The 25,171-nt window shown below is 73.7% G+C and carries 25 protein-coding genes and 6 tRNA genes; 12 read left to right on the top strand and 19 right to left on the bottom strand.

Annotated elements, in window-relative coordinates; translation table 11 throughout:
* Positions 1 to 79: 79 nt before the first annotated feature.
* Both ACFWJO_RS23960 and ACFWJO_RS23955 read right to left on the bottom strand, forming a co-directional pair.
* Positions 80 to 154 (bottom strand) — tRNA-Val (locus tag ACFWJO_RS23960).
* Positions 155 to 208: 54 nt separating this feature from the next.
* Positions 209 to 697 (bottom strand): TIGR02611 family protein, encoded by a 489-nt coding sequence (locus ACFWJO_RS23955; RefSeq protein ID WP_386868141.1) that lies wholly within the window; start codon positions 695 to 697, stop codon positions 209 to 211.
* A gap of 189 nt (positions 698 to 886) precedes the next feature.
* Between ACFWJO_RS23955 and ACFWJO_RS23950 the strand changes: the two genes are divergently transcribed.
* A complete protein-coding gene (locus ACFWJO_RS23950) occupies positions 887 to 1,300 on the top strand; it encodes an SsgA family sporulation/cell division regulator (RefSeq protein WP_015032345.1) in 414 nt (137 codons plus the stop codon).
* Between the two features lie 191 nt (positions 1,301 to 1,491).
* Complete coding sequence (locus ACFWJO_RS23945) at positions 1,492 to 2,049, top strand: CGNR zinc finger domain-containing protein (protein WP_386868140.1); 558 nt, start codon at positions 1,492 to 1,494, stop codon at positions 2,047 to 2,049.
* Between the two features lie 51 nt (positions 2,050 to 2,100).
* Here ACFWJO_RS23945 and ACFWJO_RS23940 read toward each other — a convergent pair whose 3' ends face one another.
* Both ACFWJO_RS23940 and ACFWJO_RS23935 read right to left on the bottom strand, forming a co-directional pair.
* Entirely contained in the window at positions 2,101 to 2,265 is a 165-nt protein-coding gene (locus tag ACFWJO_RS23940) for a hypothetical protein (protein WP_384416547.1), read from the bottom strand.
* Between the two features lie 133 nt (positions 2,266 to 2,398).
* A complete protein-coding gene (locus ACFWJO_RS23935; RefSeq protein ID WP_386868138.1) occupies positions 2,399 to 2,824 on the bottom strand; it encodes a hypothetical protein in 426 nt (141 codons plus the stop codon).
* Between the two features lie 134 nt (positions 2,825 to 2,958).
* On the opposite strand from ACFWJO_RS23935, the gene ACFWJO_RS23930 reads away from it, so the two are divergent.
* Entirely contained in the window at positions 2,959 to 3,471 is a 513-nt protein-coding gene (locus ACFWJO_RS23930; RefSeq protein WP_386868137.1) for a DsbA family protein, read from the top strand.
* Between the two features lie 78 nt (positions 3,472 to 3,549).
* Here the strand turns inward: ACFWJO_RS23930 and ACFWJO_RS23925 are convergent, their stop codons facing one another.
* The 3 genes from ACFWJO_RS23925 to ACFWJO_RS23915 are packed head-to-tail and all read right to left on the bottom strand — an operon-like array spanning position 3,550 to position 6,320.
* Positions 3,550 to 4,386 carry a GNAT family N-acetyltransferase gene (locus tag ACFWJO_RS23925; RefSeq protein ID WP_386868135.1) on the bottom strand — a complete coding sequence of 279 codons (837 nt, stop codon included), beginning with the start codon at positions 4,384 to 4,386 and terminating at the stop codon, positions 3,550 to 3,552.
* 54 nt (positions 4,387 to 4,440) lie between these two features.
* Positions 4,441 to 5,271, bottom strand: coding sequence for an aminotransferase class IV (locus tag ACFWJO_RS23920; RefSeq protein WP_386868133.1), 831 nt, complete (start codon positions 5,269 to 5,271; stop codon positions 4,441 to 4,443).
* Positions 5,268 to 6,320 carry a chorismate-binding protein gene (locus tag ACFWJO_RS23915; protein ID WP_386868131.1) on the bottom strand — a complete coding sequence of 351 codons (1,053 nt, stop codon included), beginning with the start codon at positions 6,318 to 6,320 and terminating at the stop codon, positions 5,268 to 5,270. The genes ACFWJO_RS23920 and ACFWJO_RS23915 overlap by 4 nt, the downstream gene beginning before the upstream one ends.
* A gap of 265 nt (positions 6,321 to 6,585) precedes the next feature.
* Between ACFWJO_RS23915 and ACFWJO_RS23910 the strand changes: the two genes are divergently transcribed.
* The 5 genes from ACFWJO_RS23910 to ACFWJO_RS23890 all read left to right on the top strand — a co-directional run bounded on the left by ACFWJO_RS23910 (position 6,586) and on the right by ACFWJO_RS23890 (position 7,053).
* Positions 6,586 to 6,658: transfer RNA gene (locus ACFWJO_RS23910), tRNA-Gly, on the top strand.
* Positions 6,659 to 6,697: 39 nt separating this feature from the next.
* A tRNA-Cys gene (locus ACFWJO_RS23905) sits at positions 6,698 to 6,771 on the top strand.
* A gap of 1 nt (position 6,772) precedes the next feature.
* Positions 6,773 to 6,844, top strand: a tRNA-Val gene (locus tag ACFWJO_RS23900).
* A 34-nt stretch (positions 6,845 to 6,878) separates the two neighbouring features.
* Positions 6,879 to 6,950: transfer RNA gene (locus tag ACFWJO_RS23895), tRNA-Val, on the top strand.
* Positions 6,951 to 6,978: 28 nt separating this feature from the next.
* A tRNA-Val gene (locus ACFWJO_RS23890) sits at positions 6,979 to 7,053 on the top strand.
* A gap of 86 nt (positions 7,054 to 7,139) precedes the next feature.
* Here the strand turns inward: ACFWJO_RS23890 and ACFWJO_RS23885 are convergent.
* The 3 genes from ACFWJO_RS23885 to ACFWJO_RS23875 all read right to left on the bottom strand — a co-directional run bounded on the left by ACFWJO_RS23885 (position 7,140) and on the right by ACFWJO_RS23875 (position 8,983).
* The gene (locus ACFWJO_RS23885; RefSeq protein ID WP_384416532.1) at positions 7,140 to 7,418 is read right to left on the bottom strand and encodes a zf-TFIIB domain-containing protein; all 279 of its coding nucleotides are present in this window, start codon (positions 7,416 to 7,418) and stop codon (positions 7,140 to 7,142) included.
* 39 nt (positions 7,419 to 7,457) lie between these two features.
* The gene (locus ACFWJO_RS23880) at positions 7,458 to 8,390 is read right to left on the bottom strand and encodes a phosphotransferase family protein (RefSeq protein WP_386868128.1); all 933 of its coding nucleotides are present in this window, start codon (positions 8,388 to 8,390) and stop codon (positions 7,458 to 7,460) included.
* Positions 8,391 to 8,815: 425 nt separating this feature from the next.
* A complete protein-coding gene (locus tag ACFWJO_RS23875; protein ID WP_361580021.1) occupies positions 8,816 to 8,983 on the bottom strand; it encodes a hypothetical protein in 168 nt (55 codons plus the stop codon).
* 526 nt (positions 8,984 to 9,509) lie between these two features.
* On the opposite strand from ACFWJO_RS23875, the gene ACFWJO_RS23870 reads away from it, so the two are divergent.
* Complete coding sequence (locus ACFWJO_RS23870; RefSeq protein ID WP_386868126.1) at positions 9,510 to 10,793, top strand: serine/threonine-protein kinase; 1,284 nt, start codon at positions 9,510 to 9,512, stop codon at positions 10,791 to 10,793.
* Between the two features lie 140 nt (positions 10,794 to 10,933).
* Here ACFWJO_RS23870 and ACFWJO_RS23865 read toward each other — a convergent pair whose 3' ends face one another.
* From ACFWJO_RS23865 to ACFWJO_RS23830, 8 genes are all read right to left on the bottom strand, one after another.
* Entirely contained in the window at positions 10,934 to 11,752 is an 819-nt protein-coding gene (locus ACFWJO_RS23865; RefSeq protein WP_386868124.1) for a TrmH family RNA methyltransferase, read from the bottom strand.
* Positions 11,753 to 11,810: 58 nt separating this feature from the next.
* Positions 11,811 to 13,043, bottom strand: a complete 1,233-nt coding sequence (gene cobA / locus ACFWJO_RS23860; RefSeq protein WP_386868122.1) for a uroporphyrinogen-III C-methyltransferase — start codon at positions 13,041 to 13,043, stop codon at positions 11,811 to 11,813.
* A gap of 289 nt (positions 13,044 to 13,332) precedes the next feature.
* A complete protein-coding gene (gene cobT / locus ACFWJO_RS23855; RefSeq protein WP_386868120.1) occupies positions 13,333 to 16,968 on the bottom strand; it encodes a nicotinate-nucleotide--dimethylbenzimidazole phosphoribosyltransferase in 3,636 nt (1,211 codons plus the stop codon).
* Between the two features lie 323 nt (positions 16,969 to 17,291).
* Entirely contained in the window at positions 17,292 to 18,488 is a 1,197-nt protein-coding gene (gene cbiE / locus ACFWJO_RS23850; protein ID WP_386868118.1) for a precorrin-6y C5,15-methyltransferase (decarboxylating) subunit CbiE, read from the bottom strand.
* Positions 18,489 to 18,549: 61 nt separating this feature from the next.
* A complete protein-coding gene (locus ACFWJO_RS23845) occupies positions 18,550 to 19,197 on the bottom strand; it encodes a GNAT family N-acetyltransferase (RefSeq protein ID WP_386868116.1) in 648 nt (215 codons plus the stop codon).
* 129 nt (positions 19,198 to 19,326) lie between these two features.
* Positions 19,327 to 20,184, bottom strand: a complete 858-nt coding sequence (locus ACFWJO_RS23840) for a MetQ/NlpA family ABC transporter substrate-binding protein (RefSeq protein WP_386868114.1) — start codon at positions 20,182 to 20,184, stop codon at positions 19,327 to 19,329.
* Positions 20,185 to 20,296: 112 nt separating this feature from the next.
* Positions 20,297 to 20,965, bottom strand: coding sequence for a methionine ABC transporter permease (locus tag ACFWJO_RS23835; RefSeq protein WP_384416508.1), 669 nt, complete (start codon positions 20,963 to 20,965; stop codon positions 20,297 to 20,299).
* Complete coding sequence (locus tag ACFWJO_RS23830) at positions 20,962 to 22,020, bottom strand: methionine ABC transporter ATP-binding protein (protein WP_386868112.1); 1,059 nt, start codon at positions 22,018 to 22,020, stop codon at positions 20,962 to 20,964. Before ACFWJO_RS23830 ends, ACFWJO_RS23835 begins: the two co-directional genes overlap by 4 nt.
* Positions 22,021 to 22,552: 532 nt before the next feature.
* Between ACFWJO_RS23830 and ACFWJO_RS23825 the strand changes: the two genes are divergently transcribed.
* Complete coding sequence (locus ACFWJO_RS23825; RefSeq protein WP_386868110.1) at positions 22,553 to 22,915, top strand: hypothetical protein; 363 nt, start codon at positions 22,553 to 22,555, stop codon at positions 22,913 to 22,915.
* A 2-nt stretch (positions 22,916 to 22,917) separates the two neighbouring features.
* Positions 22,918 to 23,379, top strand: coding sequence for a hypothetical protein (locus ACFWJO_RS23820; RefSeq protein WP_386868108.1), 462 nt, complete (start codon positions 22,918 to 22,920; stop codon positions 23,377 to 23,379).
* A 49-nt stretch (positions 23,380 to 23,428) separates the two neighbouring features.
* Here the strand turns inward: ACFWJO_RS23820 and ACFWJO_RS23815 are convergent, their stop codons facing one another.
* Complete coding sequence (locus ACFWJO_RS23815) at positions 23,429 to 23,827, bottom strand: hypothetical protein (RefSeq protein ID WP_386868106.1); 399 nt, start codon at positions 23,825 to 23,827, stop codon at positions 23,429 to 23,431.
* A gap of 174 nt (positions 23,828 to 24,001) precedes the next feature.
* Here ACFWJO_RS23815 and ACFWJO_RS23810 point away from each other — a divergent pair, with 174 nt between their 5' ends.
* Positions 24,002 to 24,967 (top strand): GlxA family transcriptional regulator, encoded by a 966-nt coding sequence (locus tag ACFWJO_RS23810; protein ID WP_386868104.1) that lies wholly within the window; start codon positions 24,002 to 24,004, stop codon positions 24,965 to 24,967.
* Positions 24,968 to 25,171 lie beyond the last annotated feature (204 nt).

Below are 25,171 nucleotides of genomic sequence, written 5' to 3'. Positions count from 1 at the left end.
GCCGGTCGCCGGTCGCCGGTCGCCGCCGGGAACGCCGAGGGCCCGGAGACGGTGATCGTCTCCGGGCCCTCGGTCCGGGTGGTGGGCGATACTGGGTTCGAACCAGTGACCTCTTCGGTGTGAACGAAGCGCTCTCCCACTGAGCTAATCGCCCGGGCGCACCGCAAACATTACCCCATGTCAGCGGCCCTCCCGAACCACCTCGGGGTCATTGGTCGATCTTCCACGGCATGACGAAGCCGAACTTCCACAGGTAGATGCCGAGCAGCACGGCGATGATGACCAGACCGACCGTGGTGAGGATGATGTTCCGGCGCCGGACCTTGGGGTCGAGGGCGCGCTGGGCCGCCTCGGTGACCTTGCGCTTGGTCCAGCGCAGCACCAGCTGGGCCCAGACGAACTCGGTGGCCCAGATCGCCATGCCGGCGAAGATCACCAGCCAGCCGGGGCCGGGCAGGGGCAGCATCACGATGCCGGCGCCCACGACGGCCAGGCCGACGACGAAGACACCGACCTGCCAGCTCAGGTGCAGGGTACGGCGGGCCTTGATGAACTCCGGCGCCCGCGATCCGAGGGGCGCTTCCTCGGTGCCCTCGTGCCCACTCTCCGCACTGTTCGCCGGAGTCTCCGGCTTCTGCGCACCGCCGCCCCCGTTCGCCGCGGACTCCCCGGTGCGCTCGTCACTCTCCGCATTCATGACCCCAACTTACCGGACGGGACCGGCGGGCTGAAATGGCGGTATTACCCAAAGTTACATACGCCCATACGAGCTACCTGAACGATCACAAAACAGACAGAGGGGTTTACAACGGCACCGTAGGTGGCATGTCGATTTCGCCGACGTGCGAATCCCCGAGCGCACACTGAGCGAAAGGCCCTGGCGCTTATGAACACCACGGTCAGCTGCGAGCTGCACCTGCGCCTCGTTGTGTCGAGCGAGTCATCACTGCCTGTACCCGCGGGCCTGCGGTATGACACGGCCGATCCGTATGCCGTGCACGCCACCTTCCACACCGGAGCCGAGGAGACGGTCGAATGGGTCTTCGCCCGCGACCTTCTCGCCGAGGGCCTGCACCGGCCCACCGGCACGGGCGACGTCCGTGTCTGGCCGTCCCGCAGCCACGGCCAGGGCGTCGTCTGCATCGCACTGAGCTCTCCCGAGGGCGAAGCCCTGCTCGAGGCCCCGGCGAGGGCCCTGGAGTCGTTCCTCAAGCGGACCGACGCTGCCGTGCCGCCCGGCACCGAGCACCGGCACTTCGACCTCGACACCGAGCTCTCCCACATCCTGGCCGACAGCTGAGCCAGGCCGACAGCCGCACGGCGCCGTCCGACTCGGGGAGACGGCGCCGCGCGGACAGTCGCGTACGTCCCCCATCGGCGCTCCCCACCGCGCAGCCGGCGCGGTGCGGGGCGCCGATGCCCGTTTCCGGGTCGCGCTAGAGTCAGCGCAATTCCGCGGGCGCCCGCCCGCAGCCGGCCAGGGAGCGAATCGTGCTGATCCCCCACGACACCCGGATCGCCCTCGACACCGTCGTCGATCTGATGAACACCGCCCCGCGGGGTGACCGCGACGACGAGCTCGGGGACGTCCAGGCGCTGCAGTCCTTCGTGCACGCCCACAAGATCAGCGACGTGGGCACGCTCGGACCGGACGACCTGCGCGCCGTGCTCGAGGTGCGCGAACGCTTCACCGCCGTCTTCTCGGCGCCCGACGCGCGGATCGCCGCCACCCTGATCAACCAGCTCGTCGCGGGAGCCGGCACCACGCCGCAGCTCACGGACCACGACGGCTACGACTGGCACGTGCACTACTTCGCGCCGGGCGCCTCGGTCGCCGACCACCTGGCGGCGGACTGCGGCATGGCGCTCGCCGTCATCGTGGTCGCGGGCGAACAGGAGAGGCTGCGCCGCTGCGAGGCGCCGGACTGCGGCCGGGCCTTCGTCGATCTCTCCCGCAACCGCTCGCGCCGCTACTGCGACAGCCGCACCTGCGGCAACCGTCTGCACGTCGCCGCCTACCGGGCCCGCCGCAAGGAAGCCGCGAGCTGACCCGCTCCGGCAGCCCGCCCGCCCCGCCCGGCACCCTTCCCGTACGCGGCCTCACAGCAGGAACAGGTCGTGGACGGCGGCCATGAGCAGCAGGCCGCCGATCACCGCGAGGAAGATCATCAGCGGCGGCTGGGAGAGCGCGAACAGGCAGCCGCGCGGCTCCTCCGGGGGAGCGTGAGTGGGGGTGGGGACGGGGTCCCGCGAGGTATCCAGCATCTCGGGGGGATGATGGGGCACGGAGCACCCCGAAGATCCCGCAACACACCCCGCGACACGCCCCGTTCACCCCATCCCGTGGCGGGCGCGACCGAGAAGCGTCAGAACCGGTCAGGCAGCGGTCGGATCCCGGTCATATTCCGTGCTTCTTCAGGATCGCCTCGATGTCGCTGAAGTCCTCGTCCGCCGCCTGCGCCCGCGGCTTCGCCGCCGGACCGCGCTGACCGGAGCCGAGCGACGGCGCCGAGGCGGACGGCGCCACGGCGGCCCGGCCCTCTCCGCCGGCGGTCTCCTTCCGGCGGGCCCTGCGCCGCTCTATCGCCCGCGTGGACGAGAAGAGCAGCCACGCCGCGCCCAGCACGCCGAAGCCGGCCCAGGCGGTCGGACTGAAGGCCGTCTCCGACAGCCACTCCACCGCGCCCGTCATCACCAGGCCCAGCGGCACCAGCGCGTACGCCGCGATCCGGGCCGCGGCCAGGAACCGCTTGCGGAAGGCCGTGATCGCGGCGATGCCCAGGCCCGCAGCGGCCACCGCGGAGCACATGGTCTCGGCAAGCATCGATCCTCCTGGTCCCGGCTGATACGTCCCTTCCATCCTGCACCGCCCCGCCCCCGCCCGGCCATGCCCCCGGCGCCGGATCAGGGAGATCTCCGGGTCGTCCCCCAGGGAGGGCCGGATGGGAGACTCTTCCCATGAGTGAGTCACCCACCCCCGCCTCCCCCGTCGTCCTGGAGGCCTGGTTCGACCTGCAGTGCCCCGACTGCTTCCAGGCCCTCGACGACGTCCGCGCGCTGCGCGCGACGTACGGCGAGCGCCTCGACGTCCAGCTGCGCCACTTCCCGCTGCCCAAGCACAAGCACGCCTACGCCGCGGCCCAGGCCGCCGAGGAGGCCTTCGCGCAGGGCAAGGGCTGGCCGTACACCGAGGCGCTGCTCGCCAGGACCGCCGAGCTCGGCGGGCGCGGCGAGCCGGTGCTGCTGGAGGTGGCGCACGAACTGGGCCTGGACGCCGAGGAGTTCGACACCGCCCTGATCGACGGCCGGCACCTGCTGACCGTCGACGCCGACGAGGCCGAGGGCAAGGCAATCAAGGTCACCGGCACGCCCACGTACGTCATCGGCGGCGAGCGCCTCGACGGCGGCCAGAGCCAGGACGGCCTGCGCGAGCGCATCGAGGAGATCGCGGACGGCCTGCTGAAGGGCTGACCGGCGAGACCCCGCACGGCCGGGCCCCGTCCCGGGCCCGTCCGGCGGCCCCGGGCCGTGCGGGCCGCCCGACCGGCCCTACAGCGCCTTGGAGCTGTTGAGATGGGTCGTGCGGTAGCCCAGCGACTCGTAGAGGCCGATGGCGGTGGCGTTGCCCGCGAAGACGTGCAGGCCCAGCAGGGTCTCGCCGGCCGCGAGGGCCGCCCGCTCGGCGACCAGCATCAGCCCCCGGCCGTAGCCCTTCCCCCGCTGCTCCTCGGCGACCTCGACCTCGTACACGAAGCCCGTCCAGCGCCCCGGATCCAGCTCGATCCGGCCGGTCCACAGATGGCCGACCACCCGCTCGTCCCGCACGGCCGCCGCCAGGGTGACGCCCGGTGTGGCCATGCCCTGCGGCAGGAAACGACGGCGGCTGTCCTCCGCCTTGGCGCGGGCCTGTTCCTCCGGCACCCCGCGGTCGATCCAGCTCTGTGCGAACGCGTCCTTGGAGCGCGCCGACCACGCGGCGAACTCCTCCTCGGTGAGCGGGCGGTGGAGGAAGCCCTCCGGCAGCTCCGGCGGCTCGGACGGCAGCTCCTTGAGCATGTTCCGGCTGCGCTCGGTGTAGCCGAGCGAGGCCGCCATCCGCATCGCGCCCGGCACGTCCGTGGGCACCGAGATCCGCACCTGTTCGCAGCCCCAGGAGCGCAGCACCTCCTCGGAGGCGAGCGCCGCCACCGTGCCCCGGCCGCGGCGGCGGTCGGGCTCGTCGACCCGGAGGTCCGAGATCACGCCCAGGGCGGCCCCGAAGCCCGGGTCCGTGGCGAGGTGGACGGAGCCGACCCGGCGGCTGTTCACGCAGATGTCGTAGGTGCGCGAACGGCCGCCGTCGGCGGACTGCTGGAGCGGCTCGGACGGCCGCAGGGTCGTGGTCATCAGTGGTGTTCTACCCACCCCGCCGCCGTCCGTCATCAGGTTTTGCGGCGCCGGTCAGCCGAGCCGCGGGTCCCGGTCCCGCGCCGCGCGCTCCTCGAAGATCCGCATCGCCTTGGCCGTGACCGGCCCCGGCGCCGCGGCGAGCTCCCGTTCGTCCACCCGGTGCACGGCCTGGACGTCCCGCAGGGTCGAGGTCAGGAAGATCTCGTCGGCGCTCTCCAGGACGTCCATCGGCAGGTCGGCCTCCTCCGCGCCGGTCCACTCCACGGCCAGGGCGCGGGTGATGCCCGCGAGGCAGCCGGAGGAGACCGGCGGGGTGAGGATGCGGCCGTCGACGACCACGAAGACGTTGGAGCCGGTGCCCTCGCAGAGCCGGCCGGCCGTGTTGGCGAACAGCGCCTCCGAGGCGCCCCGCTCGTGCGCCCGGGCGAGCGCGACGACGTTCTCCGCGTACGAGGTGGTCTTCAGGCCGGTGAGCGCGCCGCGCTCGTTGCGGGTCCAGGGAACGGTGATCACGGCGGTGGAGTCCGGGCGCCGGCTCGTCCCGCCGAGCGCCACGACCAGGCTGGTGCCGGAGTCGCCGCGCTCGGAGCCGAGCGGCGAGACACCGCCGGTGTACGTGATGCGGAGCCGGCCGAGCTCCGTCGGGTTGGCCTCGAGGACGGCGGCGCAGGCGCGGCGGACCTCGTCGAGGTCCGGGTCCGGCAGGCCGAGGCCGCGGGCTGAGCGGGTCAGGCGCTCCAGGTGCAGGGTGAGAGCGAACGTTTCGCCACGCTCGGCCTTGACCGTCTCGAAGATGCCGTCGCCGACGGTGAGACCGTGGTCCAGGACGGACACCCGGGCGGTCTCCGCGTCGTGCAGTCCGCCGTTGACCCAGAGTTTCATCGAGATATGGCCTTTCCGCTCGCCTCGTACGCGCCCGACGCTATCGCGACCAGACGGGCGGCCTTCAGCTCGGTCTCGGCCCACTCGCGCTCGGGATCGGAGCCCCAGGTGATGCCGGCGCCGGTGCCGAAGCGGAGCATCCCCGCGGCACGGTCGATCCAGAAGGTGCGTATGCCCACCGCCAGCTCGGCGGTGCGCCGGTCGGCGTCGACCCAGCCGATGCCGCCGCAGTAGGGGCCGCGCGGGACGGTCTCCAGGGCCTCGATGATCCGCAGAGCGCTGGACTTGGGGGCGCCGGTGACCGAGCCCGGCGGGAAGGTCGCGGCGAGCAGGTCCCGCCAGCCGGCCCCGGCGCGCAGCTCGCCGCGCACGGTGGACACCAGGTGGACGAGGCCCGGGTGGGGTTCGACGGCACACAGCTCGGGCACCGTGACGGAACCGGTCGCGCAGACCCGCCCCAGGTCGTTGCGGACCAGGTCCACGATCATCACGTTCTCGGCGTGGTCCTTCTCCAGGAGGTCGTCGGCCGTCCTGCCGGTGCCCTTGATCGGACCGGACTCCACGGTCGCGCCCGCGCGGCGCAGGTACAGCTCGGGAGAGGCGGTGGCGATCTCCACGCCGTGCGCGGGCAGCCGGACCGTTCCTGCGTAGGGGGCCGGGTTGCCGCGCGCGAGGAGGGCGGTGAGCGCGTCGACGTCGGCTCCGGCCGGGTCCGGCAGCGGCGCGGACATCACCCGGCAGAGGTTCGCCTGGTAGACCTCGCCGCGCGCGATGTGCTCGCGCACGCGGCGCACGCCCTCCGTGTACGCGGCGCGGTCGAGCGAGGACGTCCAGTCGCCGGCGGCCGGTCCGCGCCAGGCGCCCGGCACGGGCGCGGGGACCGGGTCGGGCCGGACGTCACCGAAGCGCGCGCAGGTCAGCCGGCCTTCGAAGTCGGCGACGACGGCCCAGAAGCCGGAGGAGTCCAGGGCCTCGGGGTCGTGGGTGACGTCCCGGAGATCGGTGGCGAGGAGGCCGCCGAAGCGGGCCAGAGGAGCGAGGGAGTGCACATGGCGAGTCTAGGGCGGCGGGGGCAGGCAGGGCCGATGAGAGCGACGGGACGGAAGGGCCCGGCGGGAAGGGCGCGACAGAGGAGGCGCGGGAGGCGCCGGGAGCCACCTCGGGAACACGTGGAGTGAACGCCGTACGAACGCTCCCGGACCCGTCGGCGGGGGCGCAGGTCAGCACGCTGCGGAAACGCGTTTTTGTGCTGGCCCAGGAATCCGCTAGAGTTCAACACGTCGCCGGGACGCGCAAGCGAAACGGAAACGACAAGCGGACGTGGCTCAGTTGGTAGAGCATCACCTTGCCAAGGTGAGGGTCGCGAGTTCGAATCTCGTCGTCCGCTCGATGTGGGGGATCATCCCGAACCCCCGTATTCACTCCTGGTGGAGTGGCCGAGAGGCGAGGCAACGGCCTGCAAAGCCGTCTACACGGGTTCAAATCCCGTCTCCACCTCCAAGGACGATTAGCTCAGCGGGAGAGCGCTTCCCTGACACGGAAGAGGTCACTGGTTCAATCCCAGTATCGTCCACTGGACCTTCGGGTCCCGGATCCTCGGATCCCCCGCGCGATTAGCTCAGCGGGAGAGCGCTTCCCTGACACGGAAGAGGTCACTGGTTCAATCCCAGTATCGCGCACGCAGTACCCGCACCTTCGGGTGTGCCCGCGCGATTAGCTCAGCGGGAGAGCGCTTCCCTGACACGGAAGAGGTCACTGGTTCAATCCCAGTATCGCGCACCAGAGAGAGCCCCCGGCCGTCCATCGGCCGGGGGCTTCTTCGTGTCCGTCGGAGGCGGGCGGACCCCCGAAGGGGCCCGCGCCCGGCGTCAGGAGGAGAACAGCATCCGGCCGAAGCCACGGTGGTGGCCGCCGTGGTGACCGTGGTGACCGCCGTGGTGCGGAGCGCCCCAGGCCGGGGCCGCGGGCTGCGCCGGGTAGGCCGGCGGAGCGGGCGGGGCCTGCTGCACCCACTGCGACTCCAGGCGGGTCAGGGCCTCGAGCTCCCCGTAGTCCAGGAAAATGCCGCGGCAACCACTGCACTGCTCTATCTGCACGCCGTTGCGGTTGTACGTGTGCATGGGCGCGTGACACTTCGGACACTGCATGCGGATTCAACTCCCTGCCGTTCGAATGGTGCTCTCACCCTAGGGGGACGCCGGCGGAGCCAATTCGGTTCGGAGCGTTGCGATTCGGGCGCAGGTGTCGATCATCACCTGCTCCACCTCGTCCAGCGGGCGGCCCTCGGCGGTGGACTTCGCGAGGGCCAGCGCGGCGGTCTGTACGGTCAGGGCGCGCGCGGGGATGTCGAGGCGGGCCCAGGGGTCACCGCCCGGGCCTCCGGTCGCCGGGCCGCCGGCCGACTCGTACGCGGTGAGGAAGCGCGACCAGACCTCTGGCGGCAGGAGGCCGGCCGCGAACCAGGCAGCTGGGCGCGCCAGGTCCCACGCGGGGTCGCCGACACCGAGGTCGTCGACGTCGATCAGCCGCCAGCGCGGCTCGGGTCCCGCCTGCCCGAGCCGAACGAGCTGCCCCAGGTGGAAGTCGCCGTGACAGAGGGCCTGCGGGGCCGGGAGGTCGGGAAGGGTCTGCCAGGCGCGGAGCACCGTGGCCGTGGCCGGATGACCGGGGACCGCGCGGCGCATGCGCTCCACGGCGAGCGCCGCCTTCACCGGGGCCCGCATGGCGGGCAGGCCCGGCGGGGGCGGGGTCCGGTGCAGGGCGGCGAGCAGTCGTGCGGCCTCCTCCCAGGGCGCGGCGCCGGGTGCGTCCGGGTCGACCGGCGTGCCGTAGGGCCAGGCCGTGAGGGGGCGGTCCCCGAGTTCCTCGCGCGGCCTCGGCAAGGGTGCGAGCAGGACCGGCGCCAGGGCGGGCTCCGCAGCGAGCGAGATCCGCGACCGCAGCTCTTCCTGGTGGCCGTCGGGCGCGTGCGCCTTCAGTACGAGGCCGCCGTGCCGTACGACCGTGCCGTCGTCCCGGTCCGCGAGCAGGCCCACCGGGCAGCGACAGGCCGCCGTCCCGGCGGGATGCGCGGCTTCGCGCGCGAGCGCGTGCAGCTGTACGAGAACGGTCTCCTCCACGCGGGGAGCCTACGCGGGGCGGGGAGGCGGGATGCGTGGGGGCGGGATGCGTGGGGGCGGGATGCGTGGGGGCGGGGTGCGTGGGGCGGGGGCGCCGCGCCGCGTGGGGCGCGGGACCGGACCGGGCCGGCCCGCGCAGCCCGTACCTGGCCGCGTGGGCCGGGCGGCGCTGAACCGTACCGGCCCCGTGGCATCCGCACCCGGCCGCGTGGGCCGGCGGCGGTGCCGTGTGGGGCGTGACGGAGGGCGTCCGGGGCTCGGCGGGCGTCGGGGTGGCCGCCGGGGCGGAGGCCCGGGAAAGCGCGAGGGCCGGTCAGCTCCCCAGCTGACCGGCCGCACGCTGCCGTCCGCCGCACCCCCGTCCCCACGGGGTTGATGGCCGGATGTCCCCGACCCGGGCCGCTCTCCCGGGTCCGGAGCGCCGCTCAGCGCCCCAGCATCACGCCCACGGACGACGCCTGAGTGACCACCGCGTCCCAGCCGCCGAAGACGACCACGAGCAGGGCCGCGAGAGGGAGGACCATGGCGGTCGCCACCAGCGGGTGACGGCGGCTCGAAGGGCGGGTGTTCATCCGCGGGGCCGGGTACGCCATGGTTCCTCTCCTGTCGTGTCGGACGCGGCGGGTGCGGTGACCTCGGGGGACGAGTGCTGCACCCGCCGCTCGACAACCAATCTAGGCAGCGGCGGGGCCCGGGGCGTCCTGCCTGCGTACCGGCTTGCGGGCCTCCCGGAGGATGACGGCCCGCCGCCCGGCGTACTCCCCTGGGTGGAGACGAGCCCCCTGGAGTGGGGGTCTTCCCTGAGGGGACGACCCGGGGGACGGCGAAGGCGAACGGAAGGTGGCCACGGAGCGGCCGGAGGGCGAACGGGTGGCCCGGGGCCGGGCCCCGGAGACGGTGCGTGACGTCGCTCACGTTTGGCACGGGCGGCCGGGGTGTCGGGACGGCGGAATCCCAACCTCCTTGATATGAGGGAGTGTTGGCGAGTGGCGCGACTGACCCCTCCTCAAGTGTCCCCCTCAGCACTGACAATCGATGCGGCCATGAGGGCGCGGCCTGTGAGCACGCCGGGGCGGGGCTACGTAAGCTGTGCCACGTCGAACGGACGAGGGGACGGACATGGCGATGATGCGGCTCCGGCGCGAGGACCCGCGGATCGTCGGGTCGTTCCGGCTGCACCGCAGGCTGGGCGCCGGCGGGATGGGAGTCGTGTACCTCGGCTCCGACCGGCGCGGGCAGCGCGTGGCACTCAAGGTGATCAGGCCCGACCTGGCCGAGGACCAGGAGTTCCGCTCCCGGTTCGCCCGCGAGGTGTCCGCCGCCCGGCGGATCCGCGGCGGGTGCACCGCCCGCCTCGTCGCCGCGGACCTGGAGGCCGAGCGGCCCTGGTTCGCCACCCAGTACGTGCCCGGCCCCTCCCTGCACGACCGGGTCGCCGAGGAGGGTCCGCTGCGGGCCGCCGACGTGGCGGCGATCGGCGCCGCCCTGTCGGAAGGGCTCGTCGCCGTGCACGAGGCCGGGGTCGTCCACCGCGACCTGAAGCCGTCGAACATCCTGCTCTCCCCCAAGGGACCCCGGATCATCGACTTCGGGATCGCCTGGGCCACCGGCGCCAGCACCCTCACCCACGTCGGAACCGCCGTCGGCTCCCCCGGCTTCCTCGCGCCCGAGCAGGTCCGGGGCGCGGTCGTCACGCCCGCCACCGACGTCTTCTCGCTCGGCGCCACCCTCGCGTACGCGGCGATGGGCGACTCCCCCTTCGGGCACGGCAGCTCGGAGGTCATGCTCTACCGGGTCGTGCACGAGGAGCCGCTGCTGCACGGCGTCCCGGACTCGCTCGCCCCGCTCGTCCGCGCCTGCCTCGCGAAGGACCCGGAGGAGCGGCCCAGCACCCTCCAGCTGTCCATGCGGCTCAAGGAGATCGCCGCGCGGGAGGCCCAGGGCCTGCCCGCCGCCCGGCCGCCCGCCCCGCGGGAGCGCGTCGAGGAGCGCGGCGCCGTGCGGCCCACGGAGCGGTACACGGAACGGACGACCGAGCGCACGACCGAGCGGGCCGTGGACCGGCCGTCGGAGCGCTCCACGGAGCGGGGCGGCGAGCAGGGCGGCGAGCGGCAGCCGGTCGCGGACCGGCCCACGGGCGGGCAGGGCCGTCCGGGCGGCTCCCGGTCCGCCGCGTCGCGGCCCTCCGCCTCCCGGCCGTCCTCGTCCCGTACGGGCGGGGGCTCGCGCGCGGCGCAGTCCCGCACCGGCACACGGCCGGGTACCCGGTCCGGGGCCCGCTCCACGTCCACCGGGCGGCGGCCCGCCAACCCCCGGCTGCTGCGTCAGCGGCTCTTCGTCTTCGTGGTCGTCACGCTCGTCGTCGCACTCGGCATCGCGGCGGCGCAGGCGCTCCAGGGGTAAGGGGCGGCCGGCCGGGGACGGCCCGGCCGCGGGCCTTGCCCGCTAGCAGCAGGCAGCCGGGGTACGGCCGCGGTTTACGGGCACGGCCATGGGCACCCCGTTACGGCTGGGCGCGCCGGGCCGCCCCTGCGGGCGGCCGGCTACGGCTGCGGGCGGCCGCTCGTCACCGCGTAGAACGCGACCGCCGCCGCGGCGCCCACGTTCAGCGAGTCCACGCCGTGCGCCATCGGGATGCGCACCCACTCGTCCGCTGCCCGCAGCGCCTGCGTCGACAGGCCTTCGCCCTCCGCACCGAGCATCAGGGCCACGCGGTCCAGCTTGTGCGGCGCGGCCTCGTCGATCGAGGCCGCCCGGTCCGCCGGCGTCAGCGCCAGCAGCTTGAAGCCCGCCTCTCGTACCGCCTCCAGGCCGCGCGGCCAGGTGTCGAGACGGGCGTACGGGACGGAGAAGACCGCACCCATGGAGACCTTCACCGAACGGCGGTACAGCGGGTCCGCGCAGTCCGGGGACAGCAGCACCGCGTCCATGCCGAGCGCGGCGGCGCTGCGGAAGATCGCGCCGATGTTGGTGTGGTCGTTCACCGACTCCATCACGGCCACCCGGCGGGCGGAGGCCAGGAGGTCCGTCGCCGTCGGGAGCGGCTTGCGCTGCATCGAGGCCAGCGCGCCCCGGTGGACGTGGTAGCCGGTGACCCGCTCGGCGAGGTCCGGCTGCACCGCGTACACGGGGGCCGGCACCTCGTCGATGACGTCGCGCATCACGTCCACCCACTTGGCGGAGAGCAGCATGGAGCGCATCTCGTAACCCGCCTGCCTGGCGCGGCGGATCACCTTCTCGCCCTCGGCGATGAACAGCCCCTCGGCCGGTTCCCGTCTGCGCCGGAGCTCGACGTCGGTCAGTCCGGTGTAGTCGTGCAGACGCGGGTCGTCGGGGTCGTCGATCGTGATGAGTTCGGCCACGGGGTGATACTGCCTTGTCCTGGGGGTGGTGCCAATGCGTGCGGGACCCTCGCGGGGCCTAGGCGAGCGGCTTGTGCGGGCCCTCGTTCACCACGTCGCCGATGACGATCACGGCCGGCGGGCGGACCTCCTGGGCCTTCACCGTCTCCGCCACCGTCGCGAGCGTGGCGTCCACGCGGCGCTGGGTCGCCGTGGTGCCCTCCTGGACCAGGGCCAGCGGGGTGTCGGGTGACTTGCCGTGGGCGATCAGCGCCTCGGCGATCTTGCCGATCTTGTCGACGCCCATGAGGATCACCAGCGTGCCCGTGAGCTTGGCGAGGGACGCCCAGTCGACGAGGGAGCGCGGGTCGTCGGGCGCCACGTGGCCGCTGACGACGGTGAACTCGTGGGCGACGCCGCGGTGCGTGACCGGGATGCCGGCGGCCCCCGGGACCGAGATCGAGCTGGAGATGCCCGGGACGACCGTGCAGGCGATGCCCTCGGCGGCGAGCGCCTGGGCCTCCTCCATGCCGCGGCCGAAGACGAACGGGTCGCCGCCCTTGAGGCGGACGACGGACCTGCCCTGCTTGGCGTGCTCGATGAGCGCGTTGTTGATGGCCTCCTGGGCCATGAACCGGCCGTACGGGATCTTCGCCGCGTCGATCACCTCGACGTGCGGGGGCAGCTCGCTGAGCAGGTCGCGCGGGCCGAGGCGGTCGGCGATCACCACGTCCGCCTCCGCGAGCAGCCGGCGGCCGCGGACCGTGATCAGGTCGGGGTCGCCGGGGCCGCCGCCGACCAGGGCGACGAACGGCGTGCGGGCGCGGCGGGCGGGCGCCGCGAGGGAGCCGTCGCGCAGGCCCTCGACGACCGCGTCCCGGACCGCTGCCGAGCGGCGCGGGTCGTGACCGGTGAGGACCGCGACCGTGACGCCCTCGCTGTGGCCGGTGGCCGGGGTCCAGGCGGTGGCCGCCTCGGCGTCGTCGGAGCGGACGCACCAGGTCCGGGTGCGCTCGGCCTCGGCGGAGATGGCGGCGTTCGCCACCGGGTCCGTGGTGGCGACCAGGGCGTACCAGGCGTCGGCCAGGTCGCCCTCCTGGTAGCGCCGCTTGATCCAGGTGATCTCGCCCGACTCGGCCATCGCGTCGACGGAGGGCGTCGCGGAGGGCGAGATCAGGGTGACGTCGGCGCCCGCCGCGATCAGGGCGGGAAGACGGCGCTGCGCCACCTGGCCACCGCCGAACACGACGACGCGGCGGCCGGCGAGGCGGAGTCCGACGGGGTAGGCGGGGTGCTCGGCGTGATCGGCCATGGTGCGGGCGGCTCCTCTGGAGGCGGTGCTTGGCGCACCTCACGATATCGGTGACCTGCGGGTTTCGGTGTGTGACGGATGTCCCCCCGGCCGAGCGCCGTCGGTCGGGTGCGGGGGGCGCGTTCCGGGCGCCGCGTTCGGGACTGCGTGGTTCACGGCACGGATCCGGCGCCGAGATGCCGAACGTCCTTGTTCCGCGCCCCACATCACGCTTCAGGTCCCGAACGCGGGGCCTTCCACGTCCCCCACTCCCGCCGGTGGGCGTGGGGGACGTGTCGCCGGTTTCCGGCTACTTCTCCGTGACGCCCGCGGAGTCGAAGGTCGCCACCTCGTGCATCGCGCGGGCGGCGCTCTGGACCACCGGGAGGGCGAGGAGGGCGCCGGTGCCCTCGCCGAGGCGGAGGTCCAGGTCGACGAGCGGGCGCAGGCCCAGCTTGTTGAGGGCCGCGACGTGGCCCGGCTCGGCGCTGCGGTGGCCGGCGATGCAGGCCGCGAGGGACTCGGGCGCGATGGCCCGGGCCACGAGCGCCGCCGCTCCGGTGGAGACGCCGTCCAGGATGACCGGGGTACGGAGCGAGGCCGCGCCCAGGATCAGGCCGACGAGCGCCGCGTGCTCCAGGCCGCCGAGGGCCGCGAGGACGCCGATCGGGTCCGCCGGGTCCGGCTTGTGGAGGTCGAGCGCGCGCCGGACCACGTCCACCTTGCGGGCGTGCATCTCGTCGTTGATGCCGGTGCCGCGGCCGGTGACCTCGGCCGGGTCCACGCCGGTGTAGACCGAGATGAGGGCTGCGGACGCGGTGGTGTTCGCGATGCCCATCTCGCCGGTGAGCAGCGCCTTGTTGCCGGCGGCCACGAGGTCGCGGGCGGTCTCGATGCCCACCTCGATGGCGGCGACCGCCTCCTCGCGGGTCATCGCCTGGCCGATGGTGAAGTCGGCCGTGCCCGGGCGGACCTTGCGCGGCAGGAGACCGGGCGTGGAGGGCAAGTCGGAGGCCACGCCGACGTCGATGACGCAGACCTCGGCGCCCACCTGGTTCGCGAACGCGTTGCAGACCGCGCCGCCGCCGAGGAAGTTGGCGACCATCTGGCCGGTCACCTCCTGCGGCCAGGCGGTGACGCCCTGGGCGTGCACGCCGTGGTCGCCGGCGAAGATCGCGACGGCGGCCGGCTCCGGGATCGGCGGCGGGCAGACCCGGGAGAGGCCGCAGAGCTGCGCGGAGATGATCTCCAGCATGCCCAGCGCCCCGGCGGGCTTGGTCATGCGCTTCTGGCGCTCCCACGCCTCGCCGAGCGCCTTGGCGTCCAGCGGGCGGATGTTGGCGACGGTCTCCTGGAGCAGGTCGTGCGGCTCCTCGCCGGGCAGGGCGCGGCGGCCGTACGTCTCCTCGTGGACGACCCAGGACAGCGGACGGCGCTTGGACCAGCCCGCCTGCATCAGCTCGGGCTCCTCCGGGAACTCGTCGACGTAGCCCACGCAGAGGTACGCGACCACTTCGAGGTGGTCGGGCAGGCCGAGCGCGCGGACCATCTCGCGCTCGTCGAAGAAGCTGACCCAGCCGACGCCGAGGCCCTCGGCGCGGGCGGCGAGCCACAGGTTCTCGACGGCGAGCGCGGAGGAGTACGGGGCCATCTGCGGCTGCGTGTAGCGGCCGAGGGTGTGCCGGCCGCCGCGGGTCGGGTCGGCGGTCACGACGATGTTGACCGGGGTGTCGAGGATGGCCTCGATCTTCAGTTCCTTGAACTGCTTCGCCCGGCCCTTGGGAAGGGACTTGGCATACGCCTCGCGCTGCCGCTGGGCCAGCTCGTGCATGGTCCGGCGGGTCTCGGCGGAGCGGATGACGACGAAGTCCCAGGGCTGCGAGTGGCCGACGGACGGTGCCGTGTGGGCCGCCTCCAGGACACGGAGGAGGACCTCGTGCGGGATCGGGTCGGGGCGGAAGCCGTTGCGGATGTCGCGGCGCTCGCGCATGACGCGGAGGACCGCCTCGCGCTCGGCCTCGCCGTAGGCCGGGGCGCGGTCCCGCACCTCTTCCTCGGCGGCCGGTCCCTCGGCCGGTGCTTCTTCGGCGGGCTGCTCGGCGGTCTGCGGCGCGTCCGGCCGGGGCTCCTGGGGCCCGTCCTGGAGCTGGGGCTCCTCGGCCGCGGGCGCCTGGGCTGCCTCGGGCGCCTCGGGTGCCTGGGCTGCCGCTTCCGGCTGCGGCTCCGCGGTGTCGTCCGGGACGACCGGGATCTCCTCGGCGGCGACCTCGACCGGGGCCGGGACGGCCGCGGCCGGGTCCTCCGGGGCGGACGCGGGCGCGGGCACGGGCTCTTCGGACGGGGCTTCGGCGGCGGGGGCCTCGGCGACAGCGTGCTCGACGACGGCCGGCTCGGCGGCCGCGGGCTCGGCGACGGAGGGCTCGGCGGCCACGGGCTCGGCCACCGGGGACTCGGCGACGGGAGCGTCGGCAGCCACTGCCTCGGCCGCGTGCGCGGGCTCGGTGACGACGGCCTCGACAGCAGCGGCGTCGACGGGAGCGGCGTCGACGGCAGGGGCCTCGACAGCAGCGGCGTCGGCCGGGGCGACCTCGGCCGGTACCTCCACCTCGGCGGGAACCTCGGCCGGGACCTCGGCGACGGGCGGCTGCGGCTCCTCGGCCGGGGCCTGGGTCTCCGCCTCGGCCTCGCGCGGGGCGGGCACCGGAGCCGGGGCCTCCACGACGACGGCTTCCTGGGCGACGGCTTCCTGGGCGACGGCTTCCTCGGCGGCGCCGTCCGGAGCGACGGCGTCCGGAGCGACGGCCTCCTGGAGGGCCGGCTCGGGAGCGACGGCCTCCTGAAGAGCGGGCTCCGCGGCGACAGCCTCCTGAGGGGCGAGCTCGGAAGCGACGGCCTCCTGAGGGGCGGCCGGCTCGACGGCCGGGGCCGCTTCGGCCACGGGCTCCTGGGCGGCCGGCGCCTCGACGGCGACCGGGGCGGGCGCCTGCTGCGGGTCCTCGGCCGGAGCCTGAGCCTGAGCCGGAGCCTCGGCCGGGGCCGGGAACTCCCCCGCCACTGCCTCGGCGGCGGCAGCCACGGGCTCCGCCACCGCCGGCTGCTCCTGCGGTGCCGCCGGGTCGGGCGCCGGGGTCGGGGCCAGGTGCGGGGCGGTCGGCAGGGAACCCTCGACCGGGACGAACTGCGCGACCGGCGGGACCGTTTCTGCGGGGGCCGGAGCCTGGGCCTGCTGCTCCTGCGGCTGCGCGGTCCACGGCACGGCGCCCTGCGGGGCGGTCTGGCGGTCCTGCGGCGGCACGTCCAGGTACTCGGGCCCCGTGGTGGGCGGGCCGGGGGTGCGGACCGGCATCGGGGCGGGCGCGGTCGCGGCGACCGGGGCGGGCTGCGGGACCGGGGCGGCGGCCGGGCCGCGGTCGGCGAGCGAACGCACCACGCCACCGGTGGCGTCGGGCAGGGGCGGGCCCATGTGCAGCGGGCGGCGGGCGGGCGGCGGGGTCGGCGCGGTGACGGGCCCGGGCATGCGGACCGCGCTCAGGTCGACGGAGCCGGAGTCGCGGCCGGCCGCCTCGTGGGCGCCGGTGTCGAGGATGCCGGGCTCGTAGCCGTGGTCGACGACGTGCTCGTGCGGGACACCGTGCGCCGGGGTGGCGTGCTGGGGCACCGGCACGCCCTGCGGCGGGGTCGCGGTGACCTGCTCGATGGGGGCGGTCAGCGGGTCGACGACCGGGGCCGGGGCGGGCACGGCGACCGGCGGCGCGGGCACGACGCCCGGCTGGTGCTCGCTCCAGGCACCCTGGGCGCCCGGCATCAGGAGCAGGTCGTCTTCCTCGGCTGCGTGCTCGGAGGGGTCCAGGAAGGTGTACGCGCCCGGCGCGGGGATGCCCGGCTGCTCGACCATGCCTGCGTTCTCCGGCAGCCCCTCGCCGGGGACCTGGCCGGTGTCCGTCATGCTGCGTACCCCTCGCCCATCGGTTGTGCTCCTTCAGACCTTCGCCCGTCAACAAGAACGAGCTCGCGCGCCACGCGGCACGAAGGACGCGCTGACACCCATGCATTGTCGCGGCCTTCGGCCATCCTGGCAGGCGGATCCGCCACGGTTCGCTGTGGACTGCGCCACGTCGCGCCGCCCCCCATTGCTCCGTACCACATCAGCGGCCCAATGGGGCCGCTACTTCCGGACATTGGCGAACAAACCACCGAACGTCCCGGCGCGGTACAACAATCGGCCAGCCTACCCCGCCCGGCGGGCGGCGCGATCACGGGTGGGGCTGCTCAGGCCCGGCGGCCGGACAGCAGGAAGACCACGGAACGGTCACGTTCCGTCCAGTCCGCGGGGTCGAGCCCGACGGTCTGCAGCAGGGCGCATTCGACCTGGTAGCCGCCGTCGGCGAGGGCCGCGCCGATGGCCTCGGCCTCGTCGCGGGTGGCGGCGTGCGCGACGATCCGTTCGGGCCTGCGGTCGCTGCAGGCGGTGACGACCGGGACTCCCCCGCCCCCGATCCGTACGACATCGGGTTCGGGCAGGCGTTCCAGGACGTGCGGGGCGCGGCCGGGCACGGCCTGGAGCTGGACGCCGGCGGCGCGGGCGGCGGCCTCGGTGCGGGCGCAGGCGTCGGGGTCGCCGTCGACGGCGATGACGGCGGCCCCGAAGCGGGCGGCGTCCACGGAGAAGGCCCCGCCGGCGCAGCCGATGTCCCAGACGAGGTCGCCTTCGCGGGGGCCGAGGCGGGCGAGCTGGGCGGCGCGCAGGGTGGCGTCCTGGCCGGCGTGGCCGCCGGTGTCGTCGGCGGGCAGGGCCCAGCCGCGGGTGGCGGGGGTGTCGTGGCCCATGAGCCAGCCGCCGGTGGAGCCGCCGCCGATGCCGCCGATGCCGCCGATGACCAGCACGACGTTGGGGTCGCGCCAGGCGTGGTCGGCGGCCTTGTCGGAGGTGACGACCGTGACCTGTTCGCGTGCGGTGCCGAGTTCCTCGCAGATGACGAAGGTGCGGTGGATCCCGTCGAGGAGCAGGGCGAGTTCGGCGGGGCCGGCGCCGGGCGAGGTGAGGACGGCGACCTTGGGATGGGCGCGGCAGACATTGACGGCGCGGCGCAGGGTGCGCTGGTGGGCGACGACGATCCGGGCGTCGTCCCAGGGCATGCCGGCGCGGGCGAAGGCGGCGGCGACGGAGGAGACGGCGGGGACGACCTCGACCTCGAGGCCGTGCTCGGGGGCGCGCAGGGCGCGGACGACGCCGAAGAACCCGGGGTCTCCGTCGGCCAGGACGACGGCGGTGCCGCGGTGGCCGGCGATCCGGCGGGCGGCGAGGTCGACGCTGCCGAGCCGGACGCGTTCGGCGCGGGCCGGAACCTCGGGGAGGGCGAGGTGGTGGGCGGCGCCGGCCACCAGGGTGGCGGCGGCGAGCGCGGACCGGGCCGCCGCGGTGAGGGGCGAGCCGTCCCAGCCGATCACCGTGACCCGGTCGGCCATGTGTGTCTGTCTCCCTGGGAGTGCGTGCAGGTCGGGGGCGGTGCCGAGCCTACCCGTGCGGTCAGCTCCAGTCGGCGTAGGTGGAGAGTCCGGCCTCGGCCATCTGGTCGGCGACGCCGTCGAGGTCCTCGGGGAGGAGGCTCCAGACGATGAGGTCGGTGCGGATCTCGGCCCACTCGCCGGTCTCGGTCTGGCTGCGCGCTATCCAGGCGTTGCGGAGCACGCCCTCGCTGATGCAGCCGATCTTCTGGGCGACCTGCTGGGAGGCGGTGTTGTCGGCGGCGGTGCGCAGTTCGAGGCGTTCGAAGCCGCGGTCGCCGAAGAGCCACTGGGCGACGGCGAGGACGGACTCGGTGGCGTATCCCTCGCCGCGGGCCCAGGGCGCGGTGACGTAGGCGACCTCGGTGGCGCGGGTGCGCCAGTTGGTGCCGTAGAGGTGGACGGTGCCGACGAGGCGCTGGGTGAGGAACTCGGTGACGGCGAAGACGATGCCGCGGCCCTCGGCCCGTTCCGCAGGAGCGATCCTGCGCACCCATTCCTCGGCGTTCGCGCGGGTGTACGGGTGCGGGACGGAGGTCCAGGCGACCACGAGCTCGTCGTTCATCATCTCCGTGAACGCGGGGATGTCGGCCTCTTCGTACGGGCGCAGCACCAACCGGTCCGTGCTGATGGAGATGGACGGGAAGGTCGTAGTCATGCGCAACTCCATACGTGAAGACCGTGAACGCACAGCATGCAGCATGCGGTGGCCGCCGCGCATGCGCGGGTCAGCCCGAAGGCCCCGGGCGCCGGACGGGGCGCGCGGAGCCTTCGGACGGGAAGGGCCGTGGTGCGGGGGCTACTTGGCGGGGGTGCCGAAGGCCGGGATGACCGAGCCCTTGTAGGTGTCCTCGATGTACTTCTTCACCTCGGGCGAGTTGAGGAGCTTCACGAGCTTCTGCACGCGGGCGTCCTTCTCGTTGCCCTCCTTGACGGCGAGGAAGTTGGCGTAGGGGTTGCCCTCCGCCTTCTCCAGGACGAGGGCGTCCTTGGCGGGCTCCAGCTTGGCCTCGATGGCGTAGTTGCCGTTGATGACGGCGGCGTCGACGTCGTTCAGGGCGCGGGGCACGGTGGCGGCCTCCAGCTCCTTGAACTCCAGGCCCTTCTTGTCGGTGATGTCGGAGAGCTTGGCGTCGGTGCCGACGCCCGCCTTGAGGGTGATGAGGCCGTTGTCGGCGAGCAGGTGGAGGGCGCGGCCCTCGTTGGTGGTGTCGTTGGGGACGGCGATGGTCTGGCCGGCCTTGATGTCCTTCACCGACTTCAGGCTCTTGGAGTAGAGGCCGAGCGGCTCGAGGTGGACGTTGGCCACCGGGACGATGTGGGTGTTGTTCTTCTTGTTGAAGTCGTCGAGGTACGGCTTGTGCTGGAAGAAGTTGGCGTCGACCTGGCCGGTCTCGGTGGCGGTGTTCGGCAGGACGTAGTCCGTGAACTCCTTCACCTCCAGCTTCAGGCCCTCCTTCGCGGCGAGCTTGTCCTTGACGTAGTTGAGGATGTCGGCGTGCGGCGTCGGGGACGCGGCGACGACGAGCGGCTTGTCGGCGGAGCCGGCCTGGTCCTTGGCGGAGGACGGGTCGGACGAGGTGCCGCAGGCGGTGAGGCCGAGGGCGAGTGCGGCGGTGGCGGCGATGCCCGCGGTGAGCTTGATGTTGTTGCGCACGAAGAGTGCCTCTTTCCGGTGGAGCGGTGTGTTCGCCTGGACAACAAGTCCGGGCTCTTCTTCGGGTTGCGAAGTCTGAGGTGCCGTCAGGCAGGGCCGTCGGGCGGTGCCGTCACGCGGTGCGGCCGCGGCGGGCCAGCAGGCGGACGATGCCGTCGCCGATGAGCTGGACCACGGTCACGATCACGACCAGGACGACGACGGTGACGAGCATGAAGGTGGTGTCGAAGCGCTGGTAGCCGTAGGTGACGGCCTTGGAGCCGAGGCCTTCGCCGCCGACCGCGCCCGCCATGGCGGAGTAGCCGATGAGCACGATGACGGTGGTGGTGACGGCGGAGACCAGGGAGGGCAGGGCCTGCGGGAGCAGCACCTTGCGGACGATGGTGGGGATGCCGCCGCCCATGGCCTGGACCGCTTCGACGAGGCCGTGGTCGACCTCGCGGATCGCGGTCTCGACGAGCCGGGCGAAGAACGGGATGGCGCCGATGGCGAGCGGCACGATCATCGCGGTCGGGCCGATGAAGGTGCCGACGACGAAGGTGGTGAAGGGGATGAGGGCGATCAGCAGGATGATGAAGGGCAGCGAGCGGCCCACGTTCACGATCGCGCCGACGACCTTGTTCACCGGCCGGTTCTGCAGCAGTCCGCCCTTGTCGGTGAGGACGAGGAGGATGCCGAGCGGGAGTCCGCCGAGCACGGTGACGACGGTGGCCCACAGGACCATGTAGAGGGTGTCGACGGTGCCCTGCTCGAGCAGGGGCTGCATCTCGGACCAGGTCACTTGGCACCTTCCTTCACCAGCGCGGGAGCCTGGGCGGGCACGGGCCGGTCCTGCTGTTCGACGACCTCGACCTGGAGGCCCTGCTCGCGCAGGAAGCCGACGGGGACGACGTTCTCCTCGTAGCTGCCGGGGAGTTCGATGCGCATGCGGCCGATCTGGCGGTCGCCGACGGTGTCCATGGCGGCGCCGAGGATCGAGATGTCGATGTTGTACGTACGGGAGAGCTGGGAGATCACCGGCTGGGTGGCGGTCTCGCCGTGGAAGGTGACGTCCACGACCGTGCGGCCGGGCGCGGTGGCGGCGCCGCTGACCGGGAAGAGCTCGGCGGCGAGCTGGGAACCGGGCGTGGCGAGCAGTTCGCCGACGGTGCCGGACTCGACGACGCGGCCCTTCTGCATGAGGGCGGCGGAGTCGCAGATGGTCTTGACGACGTCCATCTCGTGGGTGATGAGGAGGACGGTGAGGCCGAGCTGCTGGTTGAGGTCGCGCAGCAGCTGGAGGATGGACCGGGTGGTCTCCGGGTCGAGGGCGCTGGTGGCCTCGTCGGAGAGCAGGACCTTGGGCTTGCCGGCGAGGGCGCGGGCGATGCCGACGCGCTGCTTCTGGCCGCCGGACAGCTGCCCGGGGTAGGCCTTGGCCTTGTCGGCGAGGCCGACGAGGTCGAGGAGTTCGAGGGCGCGGCGGGAGCGTTCGGCGGCGGAGACGCCGAGGATCTCCAGGGGGAGCTCGATGTTGTCCTTGACGGTGCGGGAGGACAGCAGGTTGAAGTGCTGGAAGACCATGCCGATGCTGCTGCGGGCGCGGCGCAGGTCCCGGCCGGCGCGCCGGCCCTTCCCGGCGAGGGCGGTGAGGTCGACGCCGTCGACGGTCACGGTGCCGGAGGTGGGGCGCTCCAGGAGGTTGACGCAGCGGATGAGCGAGGACTTGCCGGCGCCGCTCTGGCCGATCACGCCGAAGACCTCGCCTTCGCGAACGTGGAGGTCGACGCCGTCCAGAGCGGTGACCTGGCGGCCTCGCGACTCGTAGACCTTGGTCAGGCCCGAAGTGGTGATCACAGGGTTTCCGTCACTGTCGAGTGCGCGGCGCATGGGTCCGCCGTGCACGGCATTCGTCTGTCGGACAGTCAGGCGCAGGGCGGCTGGTCGCGGCGGTGGGCCGGGAGGCAGCGCGTGCGCGGGGCGTGCTCGGTCCGGCGCCGGGAAGGCGCGGAACGGCTCGGCCGTCGGGGTCTCGCTTCGGGGCGCGAGGCTCTGGCGGGGGCCCTCAGTTGGCGCACATTCGACACATACAACGAGCACCGGGCGTCTGGTTCGCCTCGGTCGCAAGGGTGCGGCTGCTCGTCGTGGTCATGGCTGCAAGTAAAGCATGCAAACGTGCGAACGAAAGGCGGCTGTCCGAATAGCGGACATCACTGAGACGTCATGCGGACAGTCGGGGACGGCCCGGGGCGGCCCGGAACCCGGGAAGCGGCGGCCACGCACGGGGTGGAGCGCGGCCCGTCCCGGTCGTCGGCTGTGGCCAAGGCCACGGTGCGCGGGGCGGGGGCCGCGCGCATCGGGCCATTCGGCCCGTAATACCCTCGGGCGCATGCTTGACGCCCTGACGGTCGCGGTCTCGGTGGCCGCGCTCGCCCTCGCCGCCTGGTGCGGATTCGCCGCCTACCGGAACCAGTCCACCAAGGACTGGCACTTCATCGGCATGGCCGTGGTGACCTTCCTGGCCCTCGTGCAGCTGGTGGTCGGCATCGTGCAGCTGGTCCGCGGCGAGAAGGCGGAGGAGGGCACCACGATCTTCGTCGCCTATCTGCTGGGCGCGCTGTGCGCGGTGCCCGCGGCCGGGCTGCTGTCGCTGACCGAGCGCAGCAAGTGGGGCTCGGCGACGGTGGCGGCGGGCGCCGTGGTGCTCGCGGTGCTGGAAGTGCGTCTCTACGACATCTGGACGGTGGGCTGACCATGACCGCGACCGATCACGAGGCCGGAAGCGGGACCGGGAGCGGGGCGGGGACCGAGCCCGGGAGCCCCCGGGCCGGCCGTCTGGTGAAGGGACCGGGCCTGCTCGTGGTCTGGCTCTACGGCGTGATGTCGGTGGGCGCGGTCTCGCGCTCGGCCTTCCAGATTGCGACCGAGTTCGACCGGGCGCCGCTGGCGTACAGCCTCTCGGCGGTGGCCGCCGTCGTCTACGCCTTCATCACGTACACGCTGGTACGGGGCGGCGAGACGGCCCGCAGGGCGGCGCTGGTGTGCTGCGCCGCCGAGCTCGCGGGCGTCCTGGTCGTCGGGACGTGGACCCTGCTCGAGCCCTCGGCGTTCCCCGACACGACGGTCTGGTCCCAGTACGGGTACGGCTACGTCTTCATCCCGGTGCTGCTGCCGCTGACCGGCATCTGGTGGCTGCGGCGCTCCCGCACGGCCTGAGCCGCCCTGACCCGACGCCGTATCCGGCCCGGCCGTCCGCCGGACCGGCCTAGAGCGCGGCCAGGACGAGGGCGAGGGCGCCGCACGCGTCGAAGACGCCGCACCATTCCGACCACTGCCGCGGGGCGACCCGGGCCTTCAGGAAGTGCACGGCGTCCCACACGGCGTGGCCGAGCCAGCCGGCGGCCAGGACCAGCAGCGCGAGGGTGCCGTCCACGGTCACGGCCAGGAGGGCGACGGCGGCGAAGCCGGCGAGACCGGCGAGCTGCACGGCGAGGACGCGCGGGGGCCGCAGCTCGCCGCGGAGTGCTCCGAAGAGCAGGTAGAACAGCGGCATCGAGGCGAGGACCGCGGCCAGGAACACGGGTGCGGGCAGGCCGTCGAGGAAGGTCAGGGCCGCGAGCGCCAGGGCGATCAGCGTGGGCCAGCGGTGCGCGAGCGTGTGCATCGGATGCCTCCCGGGAGCGTGCCTGTGGGCGGTGCGGCGGCGAGTTGACGAGTGCGGCCGTGCGGGTGAGTGCGGTGGGACCACTGTCCGCGGCGGGCGGGCCGCCGGACAGCGATGTGCGGCCCGGTGTCCGTTCCCTTGGGGTAGCCGTCCTTCCGGCATAGGGTCGGGCGCATGGCGGAGCGGCTCATGGTGGTGGTCGGCTACGAGGCGGCCGAGTTGCTGGACATCGCGTGCGTGACCACGACCCTGGCCATGGCCAACGGGATCGGTGCGCCCGCGGTCCCGTACCGGGTGCTCCTGGCGGGCCCGGGCGGCGGTCCGATGGTCTGCGGCTCGGGTCTGGTCCTCGGCAGCGAGCGGTCGCTCGAACGGCTGACCGGCCCCCTGGACACCCTGATCGTCTCGGGCGGTACCGGCTTCGAGCGGGCGGCGGCGGACACCCGGCTCGTCGGGCACGTGCGGCGGCTGGCCCGGGAGTCCCGGAGGGTGGCGTCGGTGTGCACGGGCGCGGGAGTGCTGGCCGCTGCGGGGCTGCTCGACGGCCGCCGGGCGACCACCCACTGGCGGTTCGCACGGCAGCTCGCCGAGCGGCATCCGGAGGTCGTGGTGGACCCGGCCCCCATCTACGTCCGCGACGGGCACGTCTACACGGCGGCGGGGGTGACCAGCGCGCTGGACCTCACGCTCGCCTTCGTCGAGGAGGACCACGGTCCGGAACTGGCCCGCCAGGTCGCCCGCGACCTCGTGGTCTATCTGCAACGGCCGGGGAACCAGGCGCAGATGAGCCTGTTCACCGCGACTCCGCCGGCCCGTGACGACATGCTCCGGGGGCTGGTCGAGCACATCGCGGCCCGACCGGACGACGACCTGAGCACCGCGGCGCTCGCCGCCCGGGCGGGCGTGACGCCCCGCCATCTGACCCGTCTCTTCACGGAGCAGCTGGGCCTCTCACCGGGCCGCTACGTGCGGCAGGCCCGTACGGAGGCCGCCGCACAGCTGCTCGCCTCGACGACGCTGCCGATGGCCGGGGTCGCGGCGCGCTGCGGGTTCGGCAGCGCGGAGGCGCTGCGGCAGGCGTTCACCGAGCGGTTCGGCATCGCCCCGTCCCGCTACCGGGCGGCGATGCGGCCCGCCTGAGAGGGCGGGCCGGCGGGACGGGACGATCCGGAGGGACGGGACCCCGACAGAAGGGGACCTCGACAGGACGGGACCCCGACAGCAGGGGCCGGGACGGCCGGAGCGGAGACCTAGGCCGTCTCTTCCGGATCTTGGCCGGGTCCGCGACGCCTGGCACGGCACCTCGCCGCGTTGCCGAAACGCCCCGATAGCTCCGCTATCGCG

It is taken from the genome of Streptomyces sp. NPDC127092 (assembly GCF_042722475.1).
Classification (GTDB): Bacteria; Actinomycetota; Actinomycetes; order Streptomycetales; family Streptomycetaceae; genus Streptomyces.
Note: the sequence above shows the minus strand (reverse complement) of the source record. Positions and strands in the feature narration are given on the sequence as shown.